This window comes from Actinoplanes italicus (genome assembly GCF_003001815.1).
Lineage (GTDB): Bacteria > Actinomycetota > Actinomycetes > Mycobacteriales > Micromonosporaceae > Actinoplanes > Actinoplanes italicus.
This window is the reverse complement of record NZ_PVMZ01000026.1, coordinates 1-26,868: the sequence shown is the minus strand read 5'-3', so window position 1 is coordinate 26,868 and position 26,868 is coordinate 1. Positions and strand designations below refer to the sequence as shown.

At 70.9% G+C, this 26,868-nt stretch carries 25 protein-coding genes; 19 read left to right on the top strand and 6 right to left on the bottom strand.

All coding sequences use genetic code 11. The features are described from left to right. Positions 1-226 precede the first annotated feature (226 nt). From ssd to CLV67_RS42485, 8 genes are all read left to right on the top strand, one after another. Entirely contained in the window at positions 227-1,282 is a 1,056-nt protein-coding gene (ssd, locus tag CLV67_RS42515; RefSeq protein ID WP_203737670.1) for a septum site-determining protein Ssd, read from the top strand. Continuing rightward, positions 1,279-2,448: a TadA family conjugal transfer-associated ATPase gene (locus tag CLV67_RS42510; RefSeq protein WP_106329151.1), complete on the top strand. Its 1,170-nt coding sequence runs from the start codon at positions 1,279-1,281 to the stop codon at positions 2,446-2,448. The genes ssd and CLV67_RS42510 overlap by 4 nt, the downstream gene beginning before the upstream one ends. 5 nt (positions 2,449-2,453) lie before the next feature. Next, on the top strand, positions 2,454-3,200 hold the full coding sequence (locus CLV67_RS42505) for a hypothetical protein (RefSeq protein WP_239166818.1): 747 nt from the start codon (positions 2,454-2,456) through the stop codon (positions 3,198-3,200). After that, the gene (locus CLV67_RS52365; RefSeq protein WP_170154214.1) at positions 3,197-3,373 is read left to right on the top strand and encodes a hypothetical protein; all 177 of its coding nucleotides are present in this window, start codon (positions 3,197-3,199) and stop codon (positions 3,371-3,373) included. The genes CLV67_RS42505 and CLV67_RS52365 overlap by 4 nt, the downstream gene beginning before the upstream one ends. Beyond that, positions 3,370-4,068, top strand: coding sequence for a type II secretion system F family protein (locus CLV67_RS42500; protein ID WP_106329147.1), 699 nt, complete (start codon positions 3,370-3,372; stop codon positions 4,066-4,068). The genes CLV67_RS52365 and CLV67_RS42500 overlap by 4 nt, the downstream gene beginning before the upstream one ends. A gap of 141 nt (positions 4,069-4,209) precedes the next feature. After that, the gene (locus tag CLV67_RS42495; protein ID WP_239166816.1) at positions 4,210-4,338 is read left to right on the top strand and encodes a DUF4244 domain-containing protein; all 129 of its coding nucleotides are present in this window, start codon (positions 4,210-4,212) and stop codon (positions 4,336-4,338) included. Beyond that, a complete protein-coding gene (locus CLV67_RS42490; RefSeq protein ID WP_106329143.1) occupies positions 4,335-4,700 on the top strand; it encodes a TadE family type IV pilus minor pilin in 366 nt (121 codons plus the stop codon). Before CLV67_RS42495 ends, CLV67_RS42490 begins: the two co-directional genes overlap by 4 nt. Beyond that, the gene (locus CLV67_RS42485; protein WP_203737662.1) at positions 4,697-5,056 is read left to right on the top strand and encodes an Rv3654c family TadE-like protein; all 360 of its coding nucleotides are present in this window, start codon (positions 4,697-4,699) and stop codon (positions 5,054-5,056) included. The genes CLV67_RS42490 and CLV67_RS42485 overlap by 4 nt, the downstream gene beginning before the upstream one ends. On the opposite strand, the gene CLV67_RS42480 is transcribed toward CLV67_RS42485, so the two are convergent. Next, a complete protein-coding gene (locus CLV67_RS42480) occupies positions 5,048-6,292 on the bottom strand; it encodes an acyltransferase family protein (RefSeq protein WP_106329141.1) in 1,245 nt (414 codons plus the stop codon). The two genes, CLV67_RS42485 and CLV67_RS42480, sit on opposite strands and share 9 nt — an antisense overlap. Positions 6,293-6,365: 73 nt before the next feature. Beyond that, a complete protein-coding gene (locus CLV67_RS42475; protein ID WP_106329139.1) occupies positions 6,366-8,732 on the bottom strand; it encodes a DEAD/DEAH box helicase in 2,367 nt (788 codons plus the stop codon). A gap of 112 nt (positions 8,733-8,844) precedes the next feature. Here CLV67_RS42475 and CLV67_RS42470 point away from each other — a divergent pair, with 112 nt between their 5' ends. The 6 genes from CLV67_RS42470 (at position 8,845) to topA (ending at position 16,987) form a co-directional block, all read left to right on the top strand. Then, positions 8,845-9,201, top strand: coding sequence for an STAS domain-containing protein (locus tag CLV67_RS42470; protein WP_106329137.1), 357 nt, complete (start codon positions 8,845-8,847; stop codon positions 9,199-9,201). After that, the gene (locus tag CLV67_RS42465) at positions 9,198-9,638 is read left to right on the top strand and encodes an ATP-binding protein (protein ID WP_106329135.1); all 441 of its coding nucleotides are present in this window, start codon (positions 9,198-9,200) and stop codon (positions 9,636-9,638) included. The genes CLV67_RS42470 and CLV67_RS42465 overlap by 4 nt, the downstream gene beginning before the upstream one ends. Positions 9,639-10,119: 481 nt before the next feature. Continuing rightward, complete coding sequence (locus CLV67_RS42460; protein WP_106329133.1) at positions 10,120-12,531, top strand: sodium-translocating pyrophosphatase; 2,412 nt, start codon at positions 10,120-10,122, stop codon at positions 12,529-12,531. 104 nt (positions 12,532-12,635) lie between these two features. Beyond that, positions 12,636-13,166 carry a hypothetical protein gene (locus CLV67_RS42455; RefSeq protein WP_106329131.1) on the top strand — a complete coding sequence of 177 codons (531 nt, stop codon included), beginning with the start codon at positions 12,636-12,638 and terminating at the stop codon, positions 13,164-13,166. A gap of 4 nt (positions 13,167-13,170) precedes the next feature. Continuing rightward, a complete protein-coding gene (locus CLV67_RS42450) occupies positions 13,171-13,974 on the top strand; it encodes a hypothetical protein (protein WP_106329129.1) in 804 nt (267 codons plus the stop codon). Between the two features lie 193 nt (positions 13,975-14,167). Next, complete coding sequence (gene topA / locus CLV67_RS42445; RefSeq protein WP_106329127.1) at positions 14,168-16,987, top strand: type I DNA topoisomerase; 2,820 nt, start codon at positions 14,168-14,170, stop codon at positions 16,985-16,987. A 70-nt stretch (positions 16,988-17,057) separates the two neighbouring features. Here the strand turns inward: topA and CLV67_RS42440 are convergent, their stop codons facing one another. Next, positions 17,058-18,356 (bottom strand): D-arabinono-1,4-lactone oxidase, encoded by a 1,299-nt coding sequence (locus tag CLV67_RS42440; RefSeq protein ID WP_106329125.1) that lies wholly within the window; start codon positions 18,354-18,356, stop codon positions 17,058-17,060. A 115-nt stretch (positions 18,357-18,471) separates the two neighbouring features. Between CLV67_RS42440 and CLV67_RS42435 the strand changes: the two genes are divergently transcribed. Beyond that, positions 18,472-19,101 (top strand): TetR/AcrR family transcriptional regulator, encoded by a 630-nt coding sequence (locus CLV67_RS42435; RefSeq protein ID WP_106329123.1) that lies wholly within the window; start codon positions 18,472-18,474, stop codon positions 19,099-19,101. A gap of 7 nt (positions 19,102-19,108) precedes the next feature. Here CLV67_RS42435 and CLV67_RS42430 read toward each other — a convergent pair whose 3' ends face one another. After that, on the bottom strand, positions 19,109-20,314 hold the full coding sequence (locus tag CLV67_RS42430; protein WP_239166813.1) for an amino acid deaminase/aldolase: 1,206 nt from the start codon (positions 20,312-20,314) through the stop codon (positions 19,109-19,111). 182 nt (positions 20,315-20,496) lie between these two features. On the opposite strand from CLV67_RS42430, the gene tmk reads away from it, so the two are divergent. Then, positions 20,497-22,530 (top strand): dTMP kinase, encoded by a 2,034-nt coding sequence (gene tmk / locus CLV67_RS42425; RefSeq protein WP_239166812.1) that lies wholly within the window; start codon positions 20,497-20,499, stop codon positions 22,528-22,530. Between the two features lie 125 nt (positions 22,531-22,655). On the opposite strand, the gene CLV67_RS42420 is transcribed toward tmk, so the two are convergent. Both CLV67_RS42420 and CLV67_RS42415 read right to left on the bottom strand, forming a co-directional pair. Next, entirely contained in the window at positions 22,656-23,921 is a 1,266-nt protein-coding gene (locus CLV67_RS42420; RefSeq protein ID WP_106329119.1) for an SGNH/GDSL hydrolase family protein, read from the bottom strand. Positions 23,922-24,046: 125 nt separating this feature from the next. Beyond that, positions 24,047-25,243, bottom strand: a complete 1,197-nt coding sequence (locus CLV67_RS42415) for a DNA polymerase III subunit delta' (RefSeq protein WP_106329117.1) — start codon at positions 25,241-25,243, stop codon at positions 24,047-24,049. 211 nt (positions 25,244-25,454) lie between these two features. Between CLV67_RS42415 and CLV67_RS42410 the strand changes: the two genes are divergently transcribed. From CLV67_RS42410 to CLV67_RS42400, 3 genes are read left to right on the top strand one after another with little or no spacing between them, the layout of a single operon-like run. Beyond that, positions 25,455-25,781, top strand: a complete 327-nt coding sequence (locus CLV67_RS42410; RefSeq protein WP_106329115.1) for a hypothetical protein — start codon at positions 25,455-25,457, stop codon at positions 25,779-25,781. A 1-nt stretch (position 25,782) separates the two neighbouring features. Beyond that, entirely contained in the window at positions 25,783-26,079 is a 297-nt protein-coding gene (locus CLV67_RS42405) for a hypothetical protein (RefSeq protein ID WP_106329113.1), read from the top strand. Next, positions 26,079-26,693, top strand: a complete 615-nt coding sequence (locus tag CLV67_RS42400; RefSeq protein ID WP_106329111.1) for a hypothetical protein — start codon at positions 26,079-26,081, stop codon at positions 26,691-26,693. The genes CLV67_RS42405 and CLV67_RS42400 overlap by 1 nt, the downstream gene beginning before the upstream one ends. Positions 26,694-26,868: the final 175 nt, after the last annotated feature.

Sequence of the window (26,868 nt, the reverse complement as noted above, 5' to 3'; positions counted from 1 at the left end):
GACTCCAGCGCTTGAACAGATTCCCCAACATACCCAACCGCGCGAAGGACATGCCTGCGCGTAGCAGATCATCACCGCGGACGGCGGGTTGTCCACCGATCCACGTTGTCCACAGCCCGGACGGGCCGGGGTTTGTCGCGGCCGGAACGGCCCGGCGAGGGTAGGCGCCCCAACCCGCCGTCCCCGCTGGAGGTCAGCGATGCCCGCCCCGCGTCGTCCCCTGATCGTGACCGCCGACCCGGACCTGCTCGACGAACTGTTGCGCCTCGCCGCGGTGAGCGGTGTCGAGGCCGAAGTGTCACCGGACCCGGCCGGCGCCCGGGCCCGCTGGTCCACCGCCCCGATCGTTCTGATCGGCGCCGACCAGGCCGTCGCCTGCCTGCGGGCCCGGCTGCCGCGCCGGCACCGGGTGATCCTGATCGGGTTCGCCGGTGCCGCCGACCCCGCCTTCAACGTCGCCGACCTGCTCGGTGCCGAGAACGTGGCCGTCCTGCCCGACGCCGAACCGTGGGTCGTCGACCAGCTCACCACCGACGAACCGCCCGGCCCGGCCGGCGACGGCCGGACCCTGGCGGTGATCGGTGGCCGTGGCGGCGCGGGTGCCAGCATCCTCGCCGCCGGACTGGCCACCACCGCGGTCCGGACCGGTCATCGGACGCTGCTCATCGACGCCGACCCGCTCGGCGGCGGCCTGGACCTGGTGCTCGGCTGGGAGCAGGTCGGCGGACTCCGCTGGCCCGCCCTGGCCGGCGCGGACGGCCGCGTCGACCCGCCCACCCTGCTCAGCGCGCTACCGCACCGCGGTCACCTGGTGCTGCTCTCGTTCGACCGGGACGAACTGCCCGGCGTACCCATCGAGGCGATGGCCGCCACCCTCGACGCGGCCCGCAGGGGTCGCGACGTCATCGTCGCCGACCTGCCGCGGCAACTCGACGACGCGGCCGTCCTCGCGCTGCAGGCCGCCGAACGGACACTGCTCGTCGTCCCGGCCGAGCTGCGGGCCACCGCGTCGGCCGCACGGACCGCGGCCACCGTGGCGGCACACTGCGAGAACATCGCCGTCGTGGTGCGCGGTCCGGCGCCCGGCAAGCTCCGTGCCCGCGAGATCGCGCGGGCGCTGGGGCTGCCGCTCGCCGGGACACTGCGGCCCGAGACGGCGGTCTGCCAGGGGATCGAACGCGGGACGGCGCCGACCGCCGACGGCAAGGGCGCGCTCGCCGTCCTCTGCCGCCGGCTGGTCGAAGACCTCATGGGTACGGGCTCGAAGGCGGCCGTGGCGTGACGGTCGCCGATCGGGTGCGCAGGCGGTTCGCGTACGACGGGATGGAGGCGACCCCGGCCGCCGTCGTCAGCGCCGTCCGCCGGGAGAACGCCGTGCTCGGCGACACGGCCGTGCTCCGGATCGCCGGCCGCGTCCGGGACGAACTGATCGGTGCCGGGCCGCTCGCCCCGCTGCTCGCCGATCCGGCCGTGACCGATGTGCTCGTGAACAACCTGCAGGTCTGGGTCGACCGGGGCTCCGGGCTGGAACGGACATCGATCCGGTTCAGCGACGCCGCCGAGGTCCGGAGGCTCGCCCAGCGACTGGTCGCGGCCTGCGGGCGGCGGCTCGACGACGGGCAGCCTTACGCCGACGCCCGGCTGCCGGACGGCACCCGTCTGCACGCGGTGCTGCCGCCGGTCGCCACGACCGGGCCCTACCTGTCCCTGCGGACGTTCCGGCAGCGGCCGTTCACCCTCGACGACCTCGTCGGGCACGGAACGGTGCCGATGGCGGCCGCTGCGGTGCTGGCCGCGGTCGTGGCGGCGAGACTCGCGTACCTGGTCACCGGCGGTACCGGCAGCGGCAAGACCACCCTGCTGGCGACCCTGCTCGGGCTCGTGCCGCCGGACGAGCGGATCGTGCTCGTCGAGGACGCGGCCGAACTGCGGCCGGTGCACCCGCACGTGGTGGCACTTCAAGCACGTACCGCCAATGTGGAGGGAGCCGGCGCCATCGGCCTCAGCGACCTGGTGCGGCAGGCGCTGCGGATGCGGCCCGACCGCCTGGTCATCGGCGAGTGCCGGGGCGCCGAGATCGTCGACCTGCTCGGCGCGCTGAACACCGGCCACGACGGCGGTGCCGGGACGCTGCACGCCAACGCGCCCGGTGACGTGCCGGCCCGGCTGGAGGCGCTCGGTCTGCTGGGCGGCCTGCCGCGAGCGGCGTTGCACGCCCAGGTGGTCGCCGCGCTCCAGGTGGTTCTTCAGGTCCGGCGTACGGGCGAAGGCCGCACCTTGGAGTCGATCAGTGTCCTGGTGCCCTCCGGTGAGCAGCGTCTGGCCACCGTGATGCCGGCCTGGCACCGCGATAGCGGCCTCGGGCCGGGCGCCGCGACACTGGCTCGCCTGCTGACCGAGCGCGGTGTGCCGGTTCCTGCCCTCCTCGGCCCCGGACGGCCGTCGTGATCTGGATGCTCGCGACGCTGCTGATCGCCGGAGCGGCTCTGGTGGCCGGATCGGGGGAGTCGGCCCGGGACCGGCTGCCGGGCCGGCAGCGACGGGTGATCGACCCGGCCCGCCTGCGGCGCACCGTCTCCCGGCTCGTCGGCGGACCGGTGGGGCGGACGGCCGTCGTCGCCGCCGTACCGGCCGCCGCTCTCGCCGGTCTGAACGCCGGCCCGGTCGCGGGTGCCGTGGCGGCGGTCTACACCGCGGTGATCGTCTACGAGTGGCGGCGCCGGGCCACCCGGAAACAGGCCGCGACCGACCGTGCCGCCGGCCTGGACGAGCTGTCGACTCTGGTCGCCGACCTGCGAGCGGGAATCCCCGCGGCGGTCCTGGCCGCCGGGCGCTCCGGATCCGGACCCGTCGGCTCCGGCTCCGGCAGGCTCGGCCGGCTCACCGAGGCGGTGTGGAGCCTCGCCGAACGCACCGGAGCGCCCGCCGCCGACCTGCTGGAACGGATCGAGGCCGACGCCCGCTCGGCGGACCGCTCCGCCAAGACCGCCGCCGCCCAGGCGTCCGGTGCGCAGACCACGGCGCTGCTGCTCGCGGCCCTGCCGCTGGCCGGGATCGCACTGGGGCACGGGATCGGGGCCGACCCGCTGGGCGTGCTGTTCGGCACCCCGCTCGGCGCGGCCGCACTGACCGTCGCGGTGCTGCTGCAGTGCGCCGGGCTCAAGTGGGCACAACGGCTCTCCGAGCGGGTGGTCCCGTGAAGCCGGCCTGCGGGGTGGCCGCGCTGCTGCGGCCCGGCGGCCCGGTCCGGGTGCCCTTGCGCGAGTGCTGTGTGGCGGCTCTCGTCGGAGCCGACGGGGCGGTCACGAGGTGCGCGGCCGCGCCGGAGAAACCCCCGTCCCGCCGGGTCGAGCCGGCCGAGGTCTCACGATGAGCGGGCCCGTCGTAGCGATGTGCACGCTGGTGGCCGCGCTTCTCCTGCTGCCGCCGCCGGGACGGCTGCGGCTGCCCCGGCCGAAAGCGCGGCCGGACTCCGGTCCACGGACCCGGCTGCTGCTGTCGATGCTGGCAGGGCTGGCGGTCGCCGGACTGATCGGCACCGGATGGGGCGTGCCGGCCGGGCTCGCCGTGGCCGTCGGCACGGACCGCTTCCTGCGCGGCCGGGAACCCGCCGACGTGCGCCGGGAACGCCAGGAGGCCCTCGCAGACCTGCCGCTCGGCGCCGACCTGCTGGCGGCGGCGCTCAAGGGCGGAACCGCGGTGGACCGGTCGATCGGCGCGGTCGCCGAGGCGTTGGGCGGACCGCTCGGTGATCGGCTCCAGCGGACCGCCCGCTCACTACGGCTCGGCGCCGAACCGGCCGAGGCCTGGACGCATCTGAGTGGGGTGCCGGACGCCGAACGGCTGATCGCGGCGGCGGTCCGGTCCAGCGCCAGCGGCGGCGCCCTGGCCGGAGCTCTGGAACGCCTCGCCGGTGACCTGCGGGCCGACCGTGGGACGGCGATCGAGGCCGCGGCCCAGCGGGCGGGCGTCCTGATCGTGTTGCCGCTCGGCCTCTGCTTCCTACCGGCCTTCGTGCTGGCCGGGCTCGTGCCGACCGTGATCGCCCTGCTGAGCCGGGCCCTGTAGACCCCGCCGCACCTGTTGACGCGGCGTGCTGTGAAACCCGGTGCGGCGTGCCCTGCGCCGTACCACCGCAACCGAGGAGGTCCTGTGTACAAACTCATCGCCCGCTACCGGCGGCTCCAGGCGGAGGCCGCGGACGCCGGCATGAGCACCGCCGAGTACGCCATCGGCACGCTCGCTGCGGTCGCCTTCGCCGGGGTCCTGCTCAAGGTCGTGACGAGCGGGCCGGTCCAGTCGGCGCTCGGCGCGGTCATCGGCCGGGCGCTGAAGTGAGCCGGCGCCGGTGGCCCGGCCGCGACCGGGGCTCCTTCACCGCCGAACTCGCGGCCGGGCTGCCGGCGCTCATGCTCATGCTGGGCTTCGGCGTCACGGCGGTCATGGCGGTGTCGGCCAGGATGCAGTGCCTGGACGCGGCCCGGGAAGCGGCCCTCGCCGCCTCCCGTGGTGAGGACGGCGCCGCCGCAGCGGCCCGGCTGGCCCCGGAGGGTGCCGCCATCGCGGTCGGCGCGAGTGGGGACAGTGTGACGGCGGCGGTGTCCGCCCGGGTCCGGGTGTTCGGCACCGACCTTCCCGGCGTCCTGGTGAGCGGCGAAGCGGTGGCGGCGCGTGAGCCCGAGGAGGTGGTGATCCCGTGAGCCGGCTGCGGGACGATCGTGGAGCTGCGTCGATCTTCGTGCTGGCCGTCGGGCTGGCTCTGGTTCTGCTCGGTTCGGCCGGAGCCACCGTCGGCGCGGCCCGGGTGGCCCGGCACCAGGCCAAGGTGGCAGCCGATTTCGGCGCGCTCGCCGGTGGGCCGCACGCGATCGAGGGTGAAGTCGCCGCGTGTGCCGAGGCACGGCGATACGTCGAGGCCAACCACGCGCGGATGACGGCCTGCAGGGTCACCGGGCTGGACATCGTGGTCCGTGCCGAGGTCAGGCTCGCGGTGTTCCCGGCGAACGCCGGAGCCGCCTCCCGCGCGGGCCCGATCTCGGAACCGTCTTCAGCGTGAGACGTCCTGAAGACGGGAGGACGACGGTTGCCGCGGCGACGGGCTGACCCCCGGCCGTCGCGGCTTGCCGAGGCCCTCGCTGTGCCCGGCCTGGACGGTCTCGGCCCGGGCCTCGGCCTCGGAGTCCCGGCGTACATCGGCGACGGACTTCCGCAGCACCCGGCGCAGCAGCCGCCCCAGTGGACGCTCGGCCAACCGGTGCACCAGCCACGCCATCACCAGCACCACCAGGATCGCGCCCGCGATCAGGAGCCAGGCGGGCAGCCCGGTGCGCTCGTGGGTGTGCCGGATGAGGCTGTACCCGATGCGCTGGTGAAGCAGGTAGAAGGGATAGGTCAGGGCGCCCGCGGTGGTGAGCCACGACCATCGGATGCGGTCGGTCCAGCCCAGCGCGATGACGAGCACGACCAGATAGGACAGCGACACGATGACGATGCCGGGCCACGTCGGCACCTCGAAGCCCGGGTTGACGCCGGCCACCCGGTCCGCCACCCGGTTGACGCTCACCAGCCAGGAGAAGCCGACGATCGCGAACAGTAACGGCGACCTGCCGAATCTGTGGATCAGGAACATGGCGATCCCGGCGATGAAATACGGCGCGTATTCCGGAATGGCGATGATGTTGACGAGCCGGCTGTCGAGCGTCGGCCCGATCACGGCGACGACCATCCAGGCGGCGCAGAAAATCACCGTTCGGCGGTACGTCAGGCCGAATGCCACGAGTGCGGCGAACAACAGATAGAACCGCAGTTCGACGAAGAGGGTCCAGTAGACGGTGTCGACCGCGGGAATGCCGAGCGGCTCCTGAAGCATGGTCATGTTGGCCGCGATCTGCGGCAGATCAGGGGTGCCGCTGACCGGCACGCCACCGGTCACCGGCGCGATCGTCACCACCGCCGCGGTGATCAGGATGCACACCCAGTACGCCGGGTAGAGCCGGCTCACCCGGGAGACGAAGAAGTCGCCGAGCCCGCGCCGCCAGCTGCTCATTCCGATGACGAAGCCGCTGATAAGGAAGAACAGCTCGACGCCGAGGAAGCCGTAGACGGCAGCCTGCGTGAGGTCCGGCAGGAAGTGGTTCGGCGGGCTGCTGCCGTCGATGCGCCACGAGACGCTGAGGTGGAACACCGCGACCGCCAGTGCGGCTATCAGGCGCAGTCCGTCGAGCGCCGCGAGGCGGGGCCCGGCGGTCCTGTTGCGGTCAGTGGTCTCGGCGCGTTCGTCGTGTCGAATCATCGGTGAGGCAGGCTACCTCTTCCACGATTGGAGATCGTCAGGTCTCGGCCAAGATCTGCCTGTTCCCCGATCACTAATGCGATAAACGCTCGGAATTTCCGGCGAGTGCGGCGAGCACCGTGTCGAGGACTTTCACGGCGTCCTCTTTGTTCAGTGGATTGTTGCCGTTACCGCACTTGGGTGACTGCACGCAGGACGGGCATCCGGCCTCGCACCCGCACGACGCGATCGCCTCCCGGGTGGCCCGCAACCACTCTTCGGCGGTGCCGTACGCGCGCTCCGCGAACCCGGCCCCGCCGGGGTGCCCGTCGTAGACGAAGACCGTCGGCGCCTCGGTGTCGGCGTGGTTGGCGGTGGACAGCCCGCCGATGTCCCACCGGTCACAGGTGGCGATCAGCGGCAGCAGGCCGATCCCGGCGTGTTCGGCCGCGTGGAGCGCGCCGGGGAACTCGCCGGCGTCCACCCCGGCCGCGGTCAGCGCCTGCGGCGAGACGGTGAACCAGACGGCGACGGTACGGAGTTCGCGTACCGGCAGGTCGAGCGGCCGGGTGTCGATCACCGCGCCGCTGCCGAGGCGCCGCCGCTGGTAGGAGACGACCTGGTTGGTGACATCGACCTCGCCGAGGAACAGTCCGACCGGCCCGGCGTCCACATACGAGCGGACGTTAACCACCGACAGGTTCGTCACGTCCCGGGCATGGGTGGTCCAGTCAGGCTCCTCCTGGTGCACGAGCGCGATGGCGTCCTCGAGATCGAGGTCGTCCACCAGGTAGGTGACGCCCTGGTGCAGGTAGACCGCTCCAGGGTGGAGCATCGCGTGCGACGACCCGTGATCGACCGTTCCGAGCAGCCGTCCGGTGGTGGCCTCGACCACCGAGACCGGCGCCCCACCGGTGCCGCGGAGATCGACCTCGGGCCGTCCACGATGGATCCAGTAGTAGCCGGACGGCCGTCTTCGCAGCACCCCCTCGCCGACCAGCCGCTCGGCGAGGTCACGGGCCGGTTCGCCGAAGAGGTCCAGGTCAGCGTCGGTCAGCGGGGCCTCGGAGGCGGCGGAGCACAACTGCGGCCCCAGCACGTACGGGTTGCCCGGGTCCAGCACGGTCGCCTCGACCGGGCGGCCGAACACCGCCTCCGGATGGTGCACCAGATACGTGTCCAGCGGATCGTCGCGTGCCACCAGGACGGCGAGCGCCTCGTCACCGGCCCGCCCGGCCCGGCCGGCCTGCTGCCAGAGCGACGCCCGGGTGCCGGGGTAACCGCAGATCAGGACTGCGTCGAGCCCCGTCAGGTCGACGCCGAGCTCGAGCGCGTTGGTCGACGCGAGCCCGAGCAGCTCGCCGGAGAGCAGCGCCCGTTCGATGGCGCGCCGGTCCTCGCGCAGGTAGCCGCCCCGGTAGGCGGCCACGCGGTCGCCGAGCCCCGGGACGGCCTCGTCGAGTGACTGCCGGGCGGTCGAGGCGATCACCTCGGCCCCGCGCCGGGACCGCACGAACGCGATGGTCCGGGTACCGGCGACCACGGCATCGGTGAGCAGGTCGGCGGTTTCGCGCAGGGCTGATCGACGGATCGGCTGCCCGAGTTCGAGATCGTCGGGTGACGGTGAGGGGCCGGACGACACGGGTGGCAGCAGCGGCGGTTCCCACAGGGCGAACGTCACGGCCCCGCGAGGCGACGCGTCTGAAGTGATCTCTGTCACGGGCAGCCCGGTGAGGCGGGATGCCGAACCGGCCGGATCGCCCGACGTGGCCGACGCCAGGATGAAGGTGGGTGAGGCGCCGTACCGCGTGGTGGCCCGCCGCAGGCGTCGCAGCACGTGCGCCACGTGCGAGCCGAAGACACCGCGATAGGTGTGGCACTCGTCGATCACCACGTACCGCAGCCTGCGCAGGAAGACCCCCCAGCGGCCGTGTCCCGGCAGGATGCTGTGGTGGAGCATGTCGGGGTTGGTGAGCACGAACCGCGAGTGCAGCCGGATCCACTCGCGCTCCTCGCGCGGGGTGTCACCGTCGTACGTGGCCGGCCGCACCCCGTCCAGCCCGAGCCGGATCAGGCCGCGCAACTGGTCGGCGGCGAGTGCCTTGGTGGGTGACAGGTACAGCACTGTCGCTCTAGGGTCCGTGGCGAGCGCGTCGAGTGACGGCAGCTGGTACGCCAGGGACTTCCCCGAAGCGGTGCCGGTGGCCAGCACGACGTGCGTGCCCTCCCGGGCGAGGGTGGCGGCGGCCGCCTGATGCTCCCACGGGGCGCTGATCCCCTGCGCGGTGAACGCGTCACGCACCGCGGGGTCGGTCCATGCGGGCCACGGCGCCGTGCGGCCCTCACGGGCGGGCACCCGCTCGATGTGTGTGACCGGCGACACTGCAGTACCGCTGCCGCGAGCCCGCAGCCGGTGCAGCAGCTCAGCAGGACCGAAGGCGGTGGAGGTCACGCATTGCACTGTGACACCGGTGTGCCCCGAACCTCAAACGGGTAGGACGGTGGGTGCCACGCGTCGCCCCCTTCCCGTCGGTGGTTAGATTTCGCGGGGGAGAGATCAGGGAGGAGGACCGATGGAGCTGTCACTCACGACCCGGACCGTCGCCGGGCACACCGTGCTCGAGGTCGGCGGTGAGGTCGACGTTTACACCGCCCCCCGGCTGCGCGAGCGTCTCATCGAGTTGGTGGACGCGGGTTCGCGTGACGTGGTGGTCGATCTGGAACGGGTCGACTTCCTCGACTCCACCGGGCTCGGTGTGCTGGTCGGCGCCCTCAAGCGGCTGCGGACGGCACACGGCACATTCGGGCTGGTCTGCTCCAAGGAGCCACTTCTCAAAATCTTCCGGATCACCGCGCTGGACCAGGTCTTCCCGATCTTCCCGACGGTCGATGCGGCGACGGAACGCGACGGCAGCGGTCCCGCTTCGTGATGGCCACCGTTCGGCTCTCCTTCTCTCCGGCGCCGGTGCACGTGCGTACCGCCCGGCTCGTCGGCGTCGCCGTGGCACGGCGTGCCGGGGTCGCGGAGGAGTTGCTCGACGAGGTTCGGCTCGCGATCGGTGAGGCCTGCACCCGGGCGGTCACACTGCACCGGCAGTACGGCCTCACCGACCTCGTCACGGTCGAGATGTCCGACTCGGATTCGTACACGGTCCGGGTCATCGACCACGCCCCGATCGAGGCGAGCGTCGGCCTGACGAAACTGCCCCCGGACGAGCTGGCCGCCGAGTCGCTGACCGACGACGCCCTCACTACCGGCGTGGGTTTCGCGCTGCTCGCCGGCTTCGTCGACGACCTCCAGGTGCGACCGGTGGACGACGGCCCGGGCACCGAGGTCCGCATGGTCTGGCCGGTAACCCGCCGCTGACCCCCGGGGCCCTCGCTCCAGCCACCGATCAGCCGTCCCCTGACCGTCAGAGGGGCGACGGCCGCTCAAGATTGACCAGGGCGGCATGGAAGATCCAGGTCCGTAGGTCGCCGGCTGGGTGGACACCTTTCGCGTGGCGAGAATTTCAAAGATCAACCCCGACGGGTGTACGCCCGAACGCCGCGCCCACTTCATGGCGATATTTCCTGAAATAGTGTCCTGGAGCAGGCCAGAATCCAGACACTCGCGGCTACCCGTCTACCCGAGATCGACTACGGATTAACACAGCGGCGATCATCACCGCGACACGGCTGGTGCTACATGTGACGACCGACACGTAAGCCCTATACAGTACGCGAGTTGTCAGCTACTGCTGGTCCCGCGTCCGCGGGTCTGGCCGGTCGTTCCCCGTCTCCCCGGGGAATGCGTCCGGGGGCTTTCGTCCGCGTCCGGGCGCCATTGGTGCACAGGAGGACTTTGGATGGCCGGGACCTCGATAGACCTCGCCGCTGAGGGCGGCGGAGTGTCCCTCAGCGGGTCAAACATCACATTCGTCGTCGTCGCTCTGGTCTTCGCCCTGGTGGCGCTGGGCTTCGCGGCGGCGTTCGTGCAATCGGTGCTGCGTACCGCGCGCGGCACACCGAAGATGCAGGAGATCGCGGGCGCCGTGCAGGAGGGCGCCTCGGCGTACCTGTTCCGGCAGTTCAAGACTCTTGCCATCTTCGTCGTCATCGCGGTCGTCCTGCTGTTCTTCCTGCCGGTGCACGAGACCGACAACGAGACCCTGGTCAAGATCGGCCGCTCGCTGTTCTTCATCGTCGGAGCGGTGTTCAGCTCGTTCATCGGCGGTGCCGGCATGGCGTTGGCCACCCGGGCCAACCTGCGGGTCGCCGCGGCGGCCGGTGAGCAGGGCGGCCGGGAGAAGGCGATGGGCATCGCCTTCCGTACCGGCGGGGTGGTCGGCTTCCTCACCGTCGGCCTCGGCCTGTTCGGTGGCGCACTGGTCGTGCTGATCTTCCGTGGCGACGCGCCGACGGTCCTGGAGGGCTTCGGTTTCGGCGCCGCGCTGCTGGCCATGTTCATGCGGGTCGGCGGCGGCATCTTCACCAAGGCCGCCGACGTCGGCGCGGACCTGGTCGGCAAGGTCGAGCAGGGCATCCCCGAGGACGACCCGCGGAACGCGGCGACGATCGCCGACAACGTGGGCGACAACGTCGGTGACTGTGCCGGTATGGCCGCCGACCTGTTCGAGTCCTACGCGGTGACCCTGGTGGCGGCGCTGATCCTGGGCTCGGCCGCCTTCGGCCAGGACGGTCTGATCTTCCCGCTGATCGTCTCCACGATCGGCGTGCTGATCGCGATCATCGGTGTCTTCATCACCCGGCTGCGCGCCAGCGACCGCAACGGTCTCACCGCGATCAACCGGGCGTTCTACATCTCGGCCGCGCTCTCCGCGGTCGCGGTGGCCGTGGTCAGCTTCATGTACCTGCCGGACAGCTTCGCCGGCTTCGGTGACTCGGGCATCGCCGAGGACATCCTGAACAGCGGCCAGAACCCGCAGTGGGTCGCGGTCGGCGCCGTCGTGATCGGTATCGTGCTGGCCGCCGCCATCCAGGCGCTGACCGGCTACTTCACCGAGACCAACCGTCGCCCGGTCCAGGACATCGGCAAGTCGTCGCAGACCGGTGCCGCCACCGTCATCCTGGCCGGCATCAGTGTCGGCCTGGAGTCTGCGGTCTACTCGGCGATCCTGCTCGGGGCGGGCGTCTTCGGCGCCTTCCTGCTCGGCGGTTCGTCGCTGACCCTGTCGCTGTTCGCGGTCGCGCTGGCCGGTACCGGCCTGCTCACCACGGTCGGCGTCATCGTGGCGATGGACACCTTCGGCCCGATCTCGGACAACGCGCAGGGCATCGCCGAGATGTCCGGTGACGTCGACGAGCACGGGGCGCAGATCCTCACCGAGCTGGACGCGGTCGGCAACACCACGAAGGCGATCACCAAGGGCATCGCCATCGCGACCGCGGTCCTCGCGGCCACGGCGCTGTTCGGGTCCTACACCAACAGCCTGGCCAGCGCGCTGACCGAGGCCGGGGTGCCGAACGTCGGCAACGAGATCCTGGAGCAGCTGAACATCTCCAACCCGCGCAGCCTGGTCGGCCTGCTGATCGGCGCGGCTGTGGTGTTCCTCTTCTCCGGTCTGGCGATCAACGCGGTCTCGCGCTCGGCCGGCGCGGTCGTGATGGAGGTCCGTCGCCAGTTCCGGGAGTTCCCCGGGATCATGGACGGCACGCAGCGCCCGGAGTACGGCCGGGTCGTCGACATCTGCACCCGGGACGCACAGCGTGAGCTGCTCACTCCCGGTCTGCTGGCGATCATGGCACCGATCGCGGTCGGTTTCGGCCTGGGCCCGGGCGCGCTCGCGGCCTACCTGGCCGGCGCCATCGGCACCGGCACGCTGATGGCGGTCTTCCTGTCCAACTCCGGTGGAGCGTGGGACAACGCGAAGAAGCTGGTCGAGGACGGGTCGTACGGCGGCAAGGGCTCCGAGGCGCACGCCGCCACGGTCATCGGTGACACCGTCGGTGACCCGTTCAAGGACACCGCCGGCCCGGCGATCAACCCGCTGCTCAAGGTGATGAACCTGGTCTCGCTGCTGATCGCCCCGGCTGTCGTGACCTGGAGCTACGGCAGCGACGCCAACCCGGGCCTGCGCATCGGCATCGCGGTCCTGGCGGTCGCGATCGTGACCGCCGCCGTGGTCTGGAGCAAGCGCAAGCCCATCTCGATGGGTGACGACAGCGCCGCCGCGGCCGCCGTCGGTGCCGCCGACACCGGCCGTGCGGTTCAGGACGCTCGCACGTCCGAGGCGAGCCGGATCAAGGACAACGTCTGATATCCAGTCCGAGCAGGACGAAAGGCACCCGGGAAACCGGGTGCCTTTCGCTATGACTCGATCGAGGCGTGTGGACTGTCTGCCGGTAGTCGTACCCTGCTTCCATGCGCGCGGTCCGACCGATCTCCCTGGCTCTCGTCCTGGTGCTCGCCGCACCTCTGACCGCCTGCTCGAGCAATCCCGGCGCGCAGGCATGGGCCGCGGTGGTCTGCACCACGCTGAGCCCCTGGCGCAGCGAGATCGACACTCTGACCAGCCGGACCCAGCAGCAGATGACCGCCGAGACGACGCCCTTCCAGGCGAAGGAGAATCTGGCGAGGCTGTTCGACGGCGCCGCGACGGCGAGCGAGACGGCACGGGCCGGAGTGGAGAGGGCCGGCGTCCCCGACGTGACGAACGGCGAGGCCATCGCCGACGGGTTCCTCAGCTCGCTGGCCGGCATCCGCGACGCGTACGGCCATGCCCGCAGCGGCATCCAGGCGCTCGCCACGAATCCGCCGAACAACTTCTACACCGAGGTCGGCAAGGTCGTGGAGCAGCTGTCGGTGGAATATCAGCGCAGCGACCTGGACACCACGAACCTGGAGTCGGTCGAGCTGAGACAGGCCTTCGACTCCCTGCCCGAATGCCAGTGAACGGATGACCGAGACCGGCTGGCCGCTGATCCCGCGTGAGGTCCTGCCTCCGCCGGTCCCGGTGGCGAAGAGGGCGGCTCCGCGCGGTACGTCCGCGAGCGGGGCCGGGCGCCAGCTGTCGATGTTCGGCGCGGAGACGACCGAGCCCTCACCCGCGGATCTGGCCGGTCTGCTGGCCGGTCCGGGCCGATTGGGGCGGATGGGCGGCACGGCCCGCGTGACGGTCCGGGTGGATGCGGCGTGGCGGGTGCACGTCCTGGTCAGCGAGTTGGTCACCCGTGGCCTTGCGGCCACGTGGGAGCCGATTGATGCGGTACGCGACGACGAGCACCCGGCGAACGAAGAGGCGATCGTCACCCCGGCCCCCGAGGCGGAGGTGGATGAGCCGGCTGACGCGCCGGCCGACGTCGACACGGGTGAACCTGTCGAGGACGAGGATCACACCCCCGAGCCGCCCCGGCCGTTCTTCGAGGTGCGTACGGCGTACTCCCGAAGATTGAATGGTCTTGCCCGGGCCTGGCCCGAGGCATCCGCTCAGCTCTTCCTCTCCGGACCGCGGTTGCGGCTCTGGGTGGCCGCCGCGGGCGCACCGCGAGCGGGTGGCTGGGTGCTCGGCCTCGACCCGGAGAAGGACCGCCACGCGGTGGAGGCCGCGCTGGTCCGGGCCGGTCTGGCGGGCCGGGTGTCGGATGACGGACGGCGATATCTCATCTCCGGCGCCCGACGGCTGCGACGGCTCGCGGAACTGGTCGGAGAGCGTCCACCGGCGGCCCCGGAGGAATTCTGGCCGGGCGGCGTACTCGCGTGATCTTCCTGGATTGTGTCCGACATTACAGTCACTTCCCGGTGTACGGTGTCGCGGTCAGACGCATGCGGTGGCCGGGCCGTTACCATCCGACTGCGGGGCGACCCGGGAATGTGTGCTTGTCCGGCGCGTTACGTTGAACGTCTGTGCTCCGCACGAACGGAGCAGGGAGCGCTGAAGGTCAATAAGGAGTGCCGTGCCGAGTGACGCCAGGACGACCCGTCTGGTCATCGTCGAATCCCCGTCGAAGGCCAAGACGATCGCCGGTTACCTGGGCCCCGACTATCTGGTCGAGGCCTCCGTCGGGCATATCCGCGATCTGCCGCGCAACGCCGACGAGGTCCCCGAGGAGTTCAAGGGCCAGCCGTGGGCACGGCTCGGCGTCGACGTCGACAACGGCTTCCACGCCCTCTATGTGATCTCCGAGAGCCGCAAGCAGCAGGTGGCCAAGCTGAAGCGGCTCGCCAAGGAGGTCGACGAGATCTTCCTCGCCACCGATGAGGACCGTGAGGGCGAGGCCATCGCCTGGCACCTGATCGAGACGATCAAGCCGAAGGTCCCGTTCAAGCGGATGGTCTTCCACGAGATCACCAAGCCGGCCATCCAGGCCGCGGTGGCCAACCCTCGTGACATCGACCGCTCGCTCGTCGACGCGCAGGAGGCCCGGCGCATCCTGGACCGGCTGTACGGCTACGAGGTCAGCCCGGTCCTGTGGAAGAAGGTGATGCGCGGCCTGTCGGCGGGCCGTGTGCAATCGGTCGCCACCCGCATCGTCGTCGAGCGTGAGCGCCAGCGGATGGCGTTCCGCTCCGCCGAGTACTGGGACATCCTGGCCCACCTGGCCGTGCAGGGCCAGGTCGACGGCCCGCGCAACTTCCAGGCCACGCTGATCGCGCTGGACGGCGACCGGATCGCCACCGGCAAGGACTTCGAGCCCACCACCGGGCAGCTCAAGACCGGTTCCACCGCGGTGCAGCTGGACGGCGACGGCGCCCGCGGGCTGGCCGCCCGCCTGGAGGGCCGCCCGTTCCAGGTCACCCGGGTCGAGGAGAAGCCGTACCGCCGCAGGCCGTACGCGCCGTTCATCACCTCCACGCTCCAGCAGGAGGCGGCCCGCAAGATGCGCTACTCCTCGCAGCAGACGATGCGAACCGCGCAGAGTCTGTACGAGAAGGGCTACATCACCTACATGCGTACGGACTCGGTGAACCTCTCCGAGACCGCCGTGGCCGCCGCCCGCCGCCAGATCGCCGAGCTCTACGGCGCGAACAACGTGCCGCCGCAGCCGCGTAAGTACACGACCAAGGCCAAGGGCGCACAGGAGGCGCACGAGGCCATCCGTCCCGCCGGTGACAACTTCCGCACCCCGGGCGAGGTGGCCAAGGAGCTGAGCAGCGACGAGTTCCGGCTCTACGAGCTGATCTGGCGCCGGACGATCGCGTCGCAGATGACCGACGCGGTCGGTAACTCGATCAGCGTCCGGATCCGCGCGACCACGGCGGCGAACGAGGAGGCCGACTTCGCCGCCTCCGGCAAGACGATCACCGACCCGGGCTTCCTGCGGGCCTACGTGGAATCCTCGGACGACGAGAACGCCGAGGCCGAGGACGCCGAGCGCCGCCTGCCCAACCTGGTGAAGGACCAGCCGCTGACCGCCGACGCGCTGAACGCGACCGGCCACCACACCACGCCGCCGGCGCGGTACACGGAGGCCTCGCTGGTCAAGGCGCTGGAGGAGCTCGGCATCGGCCGTCCCTCCACCTACTCGTCGATCATGCAGACCATCCAGGACCGCGGGTACGTGGAGAAGCGCGGCCAGGCGATGATCCCGTCGTTCCTGGCGTTCGCGGTGATCGGCCTGCTCGAGGGGCACTACCCGCGGCTGGTCGACTACAACTTCACCGCAGCCATGGAGGGCCAGCTCGACGACATCGCGGCCGGTGACGGCACCCAGCTCGCCTTCCTGACCTCCTTCTACTTCGGGAGCCAGGACGCCGGGGCGGACGCCGAGATCGCCAAGGCCGGTGGCCTGAAGAAGATGGTCACCGAGAACCTGAGCGCGATCGACGCCCGCGAGGTCAACTCGATCCCGCTCTTCGTCGACGAGGAGAACCGCCGGGTCGTCGTCCGGGTCGGCAAGTTCGGGCCGTACCTGCAGCGCAAGGTGGTCGGTGGCGGCGAGGACGACCCCGAGGACAAGGCGTCGCTGCCGGACGGCATCGCCCCCGACGAGCTGACCCCGGAGCGGGTCGAGGAGCTCTTCCTGGCCGGCAACGGCGACCGGGTACTGGGCGACGACCCGGCCACCGGCGACGAGGTCACCGTGAAGTCGGGGCGGTTCGGGCCGTACGTCTCGGCCGGTGAGCGCAAGTCGTCGCTGTTCAAGAGCCAGTCGCCGCAGACGCTCACTCTCGAACAGGCGCTCGACCTGCTCAAGCTGCCCCGGATCGTGGGCAAGGACGCCGACGGCAACGAGATCGTGGCGCGTAACGGCAAGTTCGGGCCGTACATCTCCCGGGAGAAGGACTCGCGCTCGCTGGGCAGCGAGGACCAGCTTCTGACGATCACCCTTGACGAGGCGCTCGCGCTGCTCGCGCTGCCGAAGACCCGCCAGGCCCGGACGGCCAAGCCGCCGCTGCGCGAGCTTGGTGCCGACCCGGTCAGCCAGAAGCCGCTGGTCATCAAGGAGGGCCGGTTCGGCGCCTACGTCACCGACGGGGAGTACAACGCGACGCTGCGCCGCGACCAGACGCCCGAGGAGATCACTCTGGAGCAGGCCTCCCAGATGATCGCCGACAAGCGTGCCAAGGGCCCGGTGGCGAAGAAGACCACCGCCAAGAAGGCGCCGGCCAAGAAGGCCGCCCCGAAGGCCGCCGCCGGCGAGGACGGCGCCACCCCGGCCAAGAAGGCGCCGGCCAAGCGTGCCACCGCCGCGAAGAAGACGACGACGGCCGCCAAGAAGGCCGCCCCGGCGAAGCGGGCAGCCCCGCGCAAGGCAGCCACCGCCGCCGAGTAAACCCGCAGCTGTGTCGTACCGCTGCCTCAGCCTTGCTGAGACAGCGGTACGACACAGCCGGTTTTGATCTTCAGGGCCCGAGAACCCGGTTCAGGTAGTCGTTGGTGAAAACCCGGTTCGGGTCGAGGCGGTCCCGCACGGCCAGGAAGTCGTCGAACCGGGGGTACGCCGCCCGCAGCGACTCCGCGTCGCGGTAGTGCAGCTTGCCCCAGTGAGGCCGGCCGTCGAGCGCCGCGCAGACCTCCTCGACGGCCCGGAAGTACGGCTCGTACGGCGCGCCGATGTACTGGTGCACGGCGATGTAGGCGGACTCACGCCCGTACCCGTGGGACAGCCAGATGTCGTCCGGCCCGGTGAATCGCACCTCGACGGGGAACTGAACCTTGAACGGCAGCCGGTCGAAGATCCTCTGGAGCTCGTCGAGGACCTCGGCCAGGGCGGCGCGCGGTACCTCGTACTCCATCTCGGTGAATTTGACCTTGCGGGTCGAGCAGAAGACCTCGTGGGAGGGCCCGGTGTAGGTGCGCGCGCTGAGTGCCCGGGCCGAGATGGCGCTGAACGTCGGAACGGCACCCGGGAACCGCCGTCCGACCGCGCAGACGCCCTGCCAGACGGTGTTGGAGAGGAAGTCGTCGTCGAGCCAGCCGCGGAACCGTGACAGCGGCTGATCGTCGGTGTCGACCCGCCGGTTCCGCTTCAACGACGCCCGGTCGGTGTACGGGTACCAGAAGAACTCGACGTGATCGTTATCCGGGAGCCATTCGTCGAGCCCGGCCAGGACCTCGGTCAGTGGCATCGGCCGCTCGTCGGCGAGCAGCGTGAACGCCGGCACACACCGCAGGGTGACCTCGACCATCACCCCGAGTGCGCCGAGCCCGAGCCGGACCGCCGGGAACTCCGGATCCCCGGTCGTGTAACGCTCCACTTTGCCGTTCGCCGTGACCATCGTCACCGCTTCGACGCACGAGGCCAGTGTGGAGTGCGCGAGACCGGTGCCGTGCGTGCCGGTCGAGACGGCTCCGGCGACGGTCTGTGCGTCGATGTCACCGAGGTTGGGCATCGCCAGGCCGTTCTGGGCCAGCACCGTGTTCAGGGCGGACAGCGTCATCCCGGCCTGGACGGTGACGAGCGGCCCGTCCACCGACACCAGCCCGTTGAGACGGTGCACGAACATCCGCTGGTCATCGGCGACCGCGATCGGGGTGAACGAGTGACCGCTGCCGACCACCTTGATCCGGCGGCCCCTTTCGGCGGCCTGGTTCACTTGAGCGGTGACCTCGTCGACGTTGCCGGGAGTCAGCACCTCGGCGATCGACTCCTGGTTGCGTCCCCAGTTGGTCCACCGGCGGGCGTTAACGGGTGTAGTCATTCCGGCTTTGTCCTCCGTCCGAGCGGACACCGTGACCCGGCGTCCCGTCGATGCGCCTCGCTCGTTGATCCGAGTAACGTTCCTTTTTAATACTGCTGAGAGGGAGTGGCGACGCGTGTCGACACCAACCGTCAGCACTGGACCGCTGAGGCGTGTTCCGGTGCAGGGCAGAAGCGTTGCCCGGGTGCAGCGCATGCTTGACGCATGCGCTGAGCTGGTGGACGAGGTCGGTTATGAGGGCTTGACCACGACGCTGCTCGCCGAGCGCGCCGAGGTCGCCATCGGCTCGGTCTACCAGTTCTTCCCGGACAAGCGGGCCATCGTTCAGGCGCTGGCGCTGCGCAACATGGACGCTTATCTCCAGAGTCTGTCCGACCGTTTCGCCAGCGAGATCTTCACCCATTGGTGGGATGCGGTCGATGCGGCGATCGACGCCTACATCCACATGCACCGCAGCGTGCCGGGCTTCCGGACGCTGCACTTCGGTGACGTGGTCGACCTGCATCTGCTGGACTCCGACCGGGACAACAACGCGGTCATCGCCGAGCGCCTGGCCGAGCTGCTGATCGAGCAGTTCAACCTGTCCGACCGGGGCCGGCTGCGGTTCGCGCTGCAGATCTCGGTCGAGGCCGCGGACGCGCTGATCAAGCTGGCGTTCCGCCGCGACTCCGGTGGCGACGAAGCCGTACTCACCGAAGCCAAAGCCCTCATAAGGGAATATCTGCACCGGCACGTCTCGGCCTGAGACCCGGTCAGCCCAGGAACGCACGGCCTTCTCCGCGGTACGTGAGGGCCGGCGTGCTCGTCTCGCCGTCGACCAGCTGCAGCTCGTTGACGTGCTCGCACAGCTCGCCGGCCTTGGCATGGCGGAACCACACCCGATCACCGGGGCGCAGCTGCTCGGCGGCCGCGCCCAGCAGCGGTGTCTGCACCTCGCCGGCGCCTTCGTCGGACTTGAACCGCAGCCCCTCGGGCAGCCACGGCACCGGTAGGCGAGACGTCTCGGCGGTGCCGGAGGCGATCCAGCCGCCGCCGAGCACCGTGGCGATCCGCGGTGCGGGGCGGCGCACCACACTCAAGGCGAAGAACGCCGCCGGGGTGGGCCGCCAACTGCGGTAACTGTCGAACAGGGCCGGGCCGTAGAGGCCTGATCCCGCGGTCACCTCGGTGACCGCGGGATCGCCGCTGGTCGCCGAGACGCTGCCGGTGCCGCCGCCGTTCACGAACTCGAGGTCGGCGTGCTCCCGGACGGCACGGACCGCGGCCGCCCGGCGTTCGCGCAGTTCGGGGAAGGCGCGGCTCTGCATCAGCCGGATGGCGCGGCCCCGCAGTGCCCGTCCGGGCGGGTCGTCGCCGACGCCCGCGATGTGCGCCTCGTAACACATCAGCCCGACCAGGCGGAAACCCTTGCGGCTGGTCAGCGTCCGCGCCAGCGTCCCGGCCTGAACGGCCGAATGCACCGGTGAACGACGTACGCCGACATGCAACGGCCCGGCGGGACGCCAGGAAGCATCGAGATCAATACATAGGCGTACGGCCGGACGGCCCTCCGGGGAGACGACGTCATCCACGAGATCGAGCTGCGACGGATGGTCCACCATGAGGGTCACGGCGGCGGCCAGATCCGCGTCGGCGGTCAGTTCCCGCAGAGCGGCACGATCCACCGAGGGGTACGCCACCAGGACGTCGTCGGTCACGCCGGAGCGGACCAGCCAGATCGCCTCGGGCAGCGTGTAGGCCATCACACCGCGCCATCCGGGACGGGACAGCACCCGCGTGAGCAGCGTCCGGCAGCGGACCGATTTGCTCGCCACCCGGATCGGCTTCCCGGCCGCCCGGGCGCCGAGGCGCTCCGCGTTGTCGTCGAAGGCGGCCAGGTCGATCACCGCGACCGGAGTCTCCAGGTGGCCGGTTACCCGGTCGAGCCGCCGGCGCAGGGCGATGCGGTCAGTGAGCACGCGAGCACGGTATCCCGTGAGGCGGGTAACACGAAAGACATTCATCTCTGCTCCACCCGATCGTGCTTGCCCCTCACACCGGGGAGTGGCCGGTTACAGTGCTCCGAGCACTGACCACGGGAGGTAGGGCCATAAACACCGACAAGCAACAGGACCCTGCTGCACCCGTCGACCTCTCAGGTGTGGCGGCACTGCGCTCGGTTCTACGCCTGCGTGGCTTCCGCCGTCTCTGGCTCGTGCTCGCGGCCGCCTCGTTCGGCGACTGGATCGGCATCCTCGCCACCGCGCTGTTCGCGTCCGCCCAATTCGAGAACACGGCAGCCCAGGGGGCCGCGTTCGGTGGCACCATCGCCGTACGCCTGCTCCCCGCCCTTGTTCTCGGGCCGATAGCGGGTGTTCTCGCCGACCGGTTCGACCGCCGCTACACGATGGTGATCGTCGACCTGCTGCGCTTCCTGATCTACGGGTCGATCCCGCTCGCCCCGGTCTTCGGCGCCTCCCCGGCCCAGACCGTCGCCTGGGCCACCATCGCCACCCTGGTCGGTGAGGCGATCACGCTGATCTGGATCCCGGCCAAGGAGGCCGCGGTCCCCAACCTGATCCCGAAGTCGCAGATCGAGATCTCCAATCAGCTGACCCTGATCACCACGTACGGCATCACGCCGATCCTCGCGGCGCTGATGCTCTCCGCGCTGACCGCGGGCCTCCAGCAGTCCGGTGTCTCGCTGCCGTCCTGGGCGCAGCCGGTGCAGATCGCCCTCTACATCAACGCGTTCTCCCGCCTGGCCACCGCGCTCGTCGTCTTCTTCGGCATCAAGGAGATCGGCGGCAAGAGCGAGGAACGGCGGCGCGCCGCCGAGCAGAGCATGACCCGGCAGTTCCTCGACGGCTGGAAGTACCTGGGCAGCACCCCGCTGGTCCGTGGTCTGGTGCTCGGAATCTTCGGCGCGTTCGCGGCCGGCGGCGTCGTGATCGGCGCCGCCCGCACCTTCGCCTACTCGCTCGGCGCCGGCGAGGCCGCGTTCTCCCTGCTGTTCGGCTTCATCTTCATGGGTCTGGCGCTCGGCATCGGTCTCGGCCCGATGATCGTCAAGGAACTGTCCCGGCGTCGCTGGTTCGGCATGAGCATCGTGCTCGCCAGCGGATCGGTGATGTTCCTCGGGTTCGCCTTCCATCTGTCCATGGCTCTGGTCGGGGCACTGATGGTGGGTGCCGGCGCCGGCATGGCCTTCCTGGCCGGCACCACACTGCTCTACGGCGAGATCGAGGACGCGGTACGCGGTCGCGTCTTCGCGGTCGTGCAGATCGGCGTCCGGACCGTGCTGCTGCTGGCCATCACCGTGGCCGGCGTCCTGGTCGGCCTGGGCAGCTCCCGCCGGGTGCAGTTCGGGCCGATCGGCTTCGACGTCTCGTCCACCCGGATCCTGCTGCTGGTCGCCGGCGCGATCGGCATCTGGGTCGGCATAGGGGCCTTCCGCCAGATGGACGACAAGCGGGGGGTGCCGGTGCTGGCCGACCTGATCGGCTCGCTGCGTGGCCGTCCGCTGTCGCCGCCGGAGGAGTTCGTCCGCTCCGGGATGTTCATCGTCTTCGAGGGTGGTGAGGGCGCCGGTAAGTCGACCCAGGTCACCCGGCTCGCCGACGCGCTCAAGGCGGAGGGCCGCGACGTGGTCGTCACCCGTGAGCCCGGTGCCACCGACATCGGGGCCCGGATCCGCGGCCTGGTGCTGGACCGTGACAAGACCGAGGCGCCGTCACCGCGGGCCGAGGCGCTGCTCTACGCCGCCGACCGGGCCCACCACGTCGCCACGGTGGTCCGGCCGGCCCTGACCCGCGGTGCCGTCGTGATCAGTGACCGGTACGTCGACTCCTCGCTGGCCTACCAGGGCGCCGGGCGTACCCTGCCGGTCCAGGAGGTCTCCTGGCTCTCCGCGTGGGCGACCGGCGGCCTCAAGCCCGACCTCGTCGTCCTGCTCGACGTGGACCCCGGCGTCGGGCTGACCCGGGTCGACTCCCGCGGTGTGGGTACCGACCGCCTGGAGAGCGAGTCCCGGGCCTTCCACGAGCGGGTCCGGTACGCCTTCCTCGACCTGGCCGCGTCCGACCCCAAGCGCTACCTGGTGCTCGACGCGTCCCGGCCGGTCGACGAGATCGCCGACGCCGTCGTCCAGCGGATATCGGGCCTGCTCAGCCCTGCCGAGGCTTCGGTCAGTTGATGCTTTCAGCCCGCGCCTTCCTCGGTCGGCGTCGGCCTCCTGCGTCCGGCGCCGGACGCCTTTCCTGCTGGCGCCCCGGATACCTTTTCCGGCCGGCGCCGGCCCCTTTTCTGGGCCCGCGCTGGCTACCTGAACAGGCGTAGGGGGACGGCTGCGGCCATCGCGGCCATTCCCGCGTCGTTGGGGTGCAGGTGGTCGCCGCTGTCGTAGGCGGCGGCCAGCCGCTCCGGGTCGGCCGCGTCACGAACCGCCGCGTCGAAATCGATCACTCCGTCGTACTCGCCGGACGTCCGGATCCAGCGGTTCAGGGCCGACCGCTTCCGCTCGTTCTCCGGTGTGTAGAAGCCGAGGGTGTCGCCTTTGAAAGGCAAGATCGTGGCGCCGTACGCCCTGAGCCCCGCCTGCCGGGCGCGGGTGATCAGCTGCCGGTGCCCCCAGATCAGATCGTCCGCGCTGACAATCTCAGTCAGCGGCGCGACCGTACCCGGATGACCGAGATCGTTCACCCCGAGCAGCACCACCAGGTAGCTCGCGCCGGGCTGGGCCACGACGTCCCGGTCGAACCGCCGCAGCGCACTGTGCGCGAAATATGCCGCGAACGTCTCGGCCGGGGAACCCGGCGCCGGGTTCGGATCGTGCAGCAGCCGGTTCCCGGAGACTCCCACGTTCGCGACACCGCGCCTGATACCCGCGGCCCGGAACCGGGCGGCGAGCAGGTCCGGCCAGCGGTGATTGGCGTTCGTCTCGGTGTTCGCCCCATTGGTGATCGAGTCGCCGAGCGTGACGACCGCACCCGCCCCGCTGGACACGCTCACGCCGGACAGGAACGGGTACTGCGTGATCGTGCTGGTCGGAGTGACGTGCGCGGCCGCGGTGACATTGCCCGCAGCGATCACGTTCTCCTGGAAGGCGAACGCCGCCAGGGTGGTGACCGCGGTGCGCTCCGGGAGGTAGATGCTGATCACCAGGTCGGCGCCGGGCGGAACCGTCAGCCGGACGGGGTCGCTGACCAGCGGTGATCCGGCCGGGACAGTCACCGAATCGCGTCCGCCGAAGGTGACCCGCCGGTCGGTCCCCGGGCGGGCGTCGGTGCTCGCACCGGAACCGGCCCGGATCGCGACGTGCACCTCACCGATCCGCAGCGGGGTGACGCCGAACTCGTTGGTCAGGCGGATCCGGATCCGGTCGCCGCCGAGGCTGGTGTGCACCACCTGGCGGACGGTCTGGGCGGTCAGCTCCGCCGGGGGTCCGGGCGGGACGGTCGTGGGGGCGGCGGCCCAGGTCGCGGTCCAGCCGTCGTCGCGGCCACCCGCGTACGCCGGAGCGGGAAGGGCTGCAGCGGTGACCGCGGCGCCGGAGGCCAGAGCCAGGATCTCGCGTCGAGTCGACATCGGTACTCCGAAACTTTCGGAAACAGGACGGTCGAGCCCTCGTAACGTAGGGTCGCCCCGATCACGGCGTCAAGATGACCGTCGATGTCTTCCGTGTTGCCCTGGGGGGTCGCAACTTCCGGAGATCAACCCTTCCAGAGGGTGACCATCATGGCCTCCAGCGCGACCTGTGGCTTCACGTTCTTGTCGATCGCCTCACGGCAGGTCAGCACGGCCTCCAGCCGGCGCAGCGTGCTTTCCGGCGACCACTTCTCGGCCGCCGCGGCCGACACCGCCGCAAGATCGCCGTGCACCACCGGCACTGGCGCCCGCATCGAGGTGACCAGCACGTCCCGGTAGAAACCGATCAGGTCCTGCAGCGCCCGGTCGAGCGCATCCCGCTGGGCGCGGGTGGCCCGCAGCTTCTGATTGCGCTCCAGCTCCTTCAGCTGGCCGGCGGCACCCCGCATCGCCGTGGTCGCGCCCCGGCCGGTGCCGCCCGCGCCGAGCGCCCGTTCCAGGGCGGCCCGCTCCGCCACGTCGAGCTCGGCCACCGCGCTCGCCGCCTCCAGCTTCGTGGCCGCCTCCAGCCTTGCGGCCACGTCGAAACAGGCCCCGATGTTGGACAGCTTGCGCGGAACGGAGAGAACCTCCTCGCGCCGGCCCCGCGCCTCCGGGTCGGCGGCCAGCTGACGGGCTCGCTCCACGTCACCCTGCGACGCTGCGGCCGCCCACCCGGCCTGATCCGGCGCGATGCCGAACCGCTGCACCAGGAAGTCGGCGACCGCCGCGGACGGCGGCTGGCGCAGCGAGACCAGCCGGCACCGGGACCGGATCGTCACCAGGATGTCGTCAGGATGGACCGACGGCGTGCACAGCAGGAAGACCGTGCGCGGCGGGGGCTCCTCGATCCCCTTGAGCAGCGCGTTGCTGGCCCGCTCGTGAAGCCGGTCGGCCGCCTCGATGATCACCACCTGCCAGCGGCCTCCGGTCGGCGCGCTCGCCGCCCGCAGCACCACCCCGCGCGTCTCCTCGGTCTTGATGGTCAGGCCCTCAGTCGTGACCACCTGCACGTCGGCATGGGTGCCGGCCAGCGTCGTGTGGCAGCCGTGGCACTCACCACACCCGGCGCCGTCGCGCACACACTGCAGTGCCGCAGCGAACACCCGGGCCGCGACCGTGCGCCGCGACCCCGGTGGCCCGGTGAAGATCCAGGCGTGGGTCATGCCGCCACCGCCCGGCTCGCCCGCCACGATCCGGGCGGCCGCCGCGGCGGCCCGGCGCAGGGCCTCGACCGGCTCGTCCTGGCCGACCAGCTCCGAGAAGACGTCTTGGTGACTCACCCGACGATCGTATGGCGAGCCACCGACAGAAACCGCCACCGGTGTGAGTTGATCACTCAAGGTAGCCCCTTCGAGTCGTTACGGTAACGGAGCGTACTGTCGTTCGGAGTTATCCACAGGGGACGGACAGCCGTAGCGAGGCGGTCGCCCGAGGGGGTACGGTCTCAACCCGGAACGCGACGGCGACATGACGCGCGGTGAGGAGCCATGGATGGCCCGCGAGATCGACGAGGCGTGGATCGACGAGGCGATCGACCGATATCGGCACATCGAGGAGCTGCGTGCCGACTTCGACAAGGCGGTGGCCGCACACACCGTCTCGGTCCACTCGCCGGATCAGTCGATCGAGGTCGTCGTCACCGCCGTGGGGGACATCGTGGACGTTCGGGTGCACGGCGGTCTGCAGCATCGTCAGCCGGCCGAGTTCGCCCGGGAGATCCGTTCCGTGGTGACCAGCGCGGCCGAGGCCGCACGCTGGGCACGGGAGAAACTGCACGCTGAGGTGTTCGGATCGTTCCGCACGCTGGAGGGGCACTGACGTGGACCGAGTCGCTGACCAGATTGACCAGGCCGCAGCGGCACTGGCCATCATGGACCGGCGGGTGCCGGAGCTGGTGCCGGGAGCCGCCGACTTCGGTGCCGACGACGCCGGCCGCCCAGGGCGGATCGGCCGTGCCCTCTACGCCGGTTGGTCCACGATCCTCGCCGCCCGCGCCCGTGAGGCCGCCGACGCCTCCGCCCACCTGACGGAGATGGCCCGTTCCGTCCGTTCCGGCGCACGCCACTACACCGAGACCGACGACCTGGTCCGCCGCAGACTCCAGCGAGGCCTGTGATGGACCAGCTGGACCAGCTGGATCAGCTGCTGGCCACCGCCACGCCGTTGCTGGCCAGGGTCGACGAGGCTCTGTCCGGCGTCGGCGCGCCCGGCGGCCACGACGTCTGGCGCGAGCTGCGCCGGGTCCGCCTGCTACCCGGCGACGCCGCCCGCGCGGTGGCCGCCCTGCACCCGGCACCCATGCTGGACGCGGTCCCCGAGCTGCGAGCCGACGCCCGCGCCTACGCCGACCTGGCCGACGCGCTACCGCCGGCCGGCGGTTGGTCGGGCGAGGCTGCCGAGGCCTACGAGAAGGCCCGCCGAGGCGCCGCCGAGCACCTCAACGGAGGCCCCGACAGTCTGGGCCACCGGATGGAGGCCACCGCCGACCTGGCCGACGCCCTGACAAGCTGGATGCTGCGTGCCCGAGCAGACCTGGCAGCCACCTTGGCCGAGGTGATGCTCTCCACCGAGGCGATAACCCTCCTGGCCGACGACCACCCACCCGCAGACCGAGCCGCCGCGGCCGCCGCGATCGGAGCCCGCCTGCTCCAAGCGATAGCCGACAGCTACGACGACGCCGAAGACCTGCTGGCCGGAGCCACCGACCTCCAGTCCCCGCTTTCCGTCTAGTGTCCTGCGCCTGAAGTTCGCCGGTTATTCGGTGTAGCGTCGGAGGATGTCGCGTGCTGGTCGTCCGATGGTGCCTCTGATTTGACTGAGCGGGAGCGGGTGACGCTGACGAACTGGACGCGTCGGGGGTCGACGGCGCAGGTGCTGGCCAAGCGGGCGAGGATCATTCTGGCGT

Excerpts from the sequence above, each read along its gene's own strand:
- CLV67_RS42505 (WP_239166818.1), top strand. The coding sequence starts at position 2,454 with ATGCTCGCGACGCTGCTGATCGCCGGAGCGGCTCTGGTGGCCGGATCG.
- CLV67_RS42500 (WP_106329147.1), top strand. The coding sequence starts at position 3,370 with ATGAGCGGGCCCGTCGTAGCGATGTGCACGCTGGTGGCCGCGCTTCTC.
- CLV67_RS42495 (WP_239166816.1), top strand. The coding sequence starts at position 4,210 with ATGAGCACCGCCGAGTACGCCATCGGCACGCTCGCTGCGGTCGCCTTC.
- CLV67_RS42480 (WP_106329141.1), bottom strand. The coding sequence starts at position 6,292 with ATGATTCGACACGACGAACGCGCCGAGACCACTGACCGCAACAGGACC.
- CLV67_RS42470 (WP_106329137.1), top strand. The coding sequence starts at position 8,845 with ATGGAGCTGTCACTCACGACCCGGACCGTCGCCGGGCACACCGTGCTC.
- CLV67_RS42460 (WP_106329133.1), top strand. The coding sequence starts at position 10,120 with ATGGCCGGGACCTCGATAGACCTCGCCGCTGAGGGCGGCGGAGTGTCC.
- CLV67_RS42455 (WP_106329131.1), top strand. The coding sequence starts at position 12,636 with ATGCGCGCGGTCCGACCGATCTCCCTGGCTCTCGTCCTGGTGCTCGCC.
- CLV67_RS42450 (WP_106329129.1), top strand. The coding sequence starts at position 13,171 with ATGACCGAGACCGGCTGGCCGCTGATCCCGCGTGAGGTCCTGCCTCCG.
- CLV67_RS42440 (WP_106329125.1), bottom strand. The coding sequence starts at position 18,356 with ATGACTACACCCGTTAACGCCCGCCGGTGGACCAACTGGGGACGCAAC.
- CLV67_RS42420 (WP_106329119.1), bottom strand. The coding sequence starts at position 23,921 with ATGTCGACTCGACGCGAGATCCTGGCTCTGGCCTCCGGCGCCGCGGTC.
- CLV67_RS42410 (WP_106329115.1), top strand. The coding sequence starts at position 25,455 with ATGGCCCGCGAGATCGACGAGGCGTGGATCGACGAGGCGATCGACCGA.
- CLV67_RS42400 (WP_106329111.1), top strand. The coding sequence starts at position 26,079 with ATGGACCAGCTGGACCAGCTGGATCAGCTGCTGGCCACCGCCACGCCG.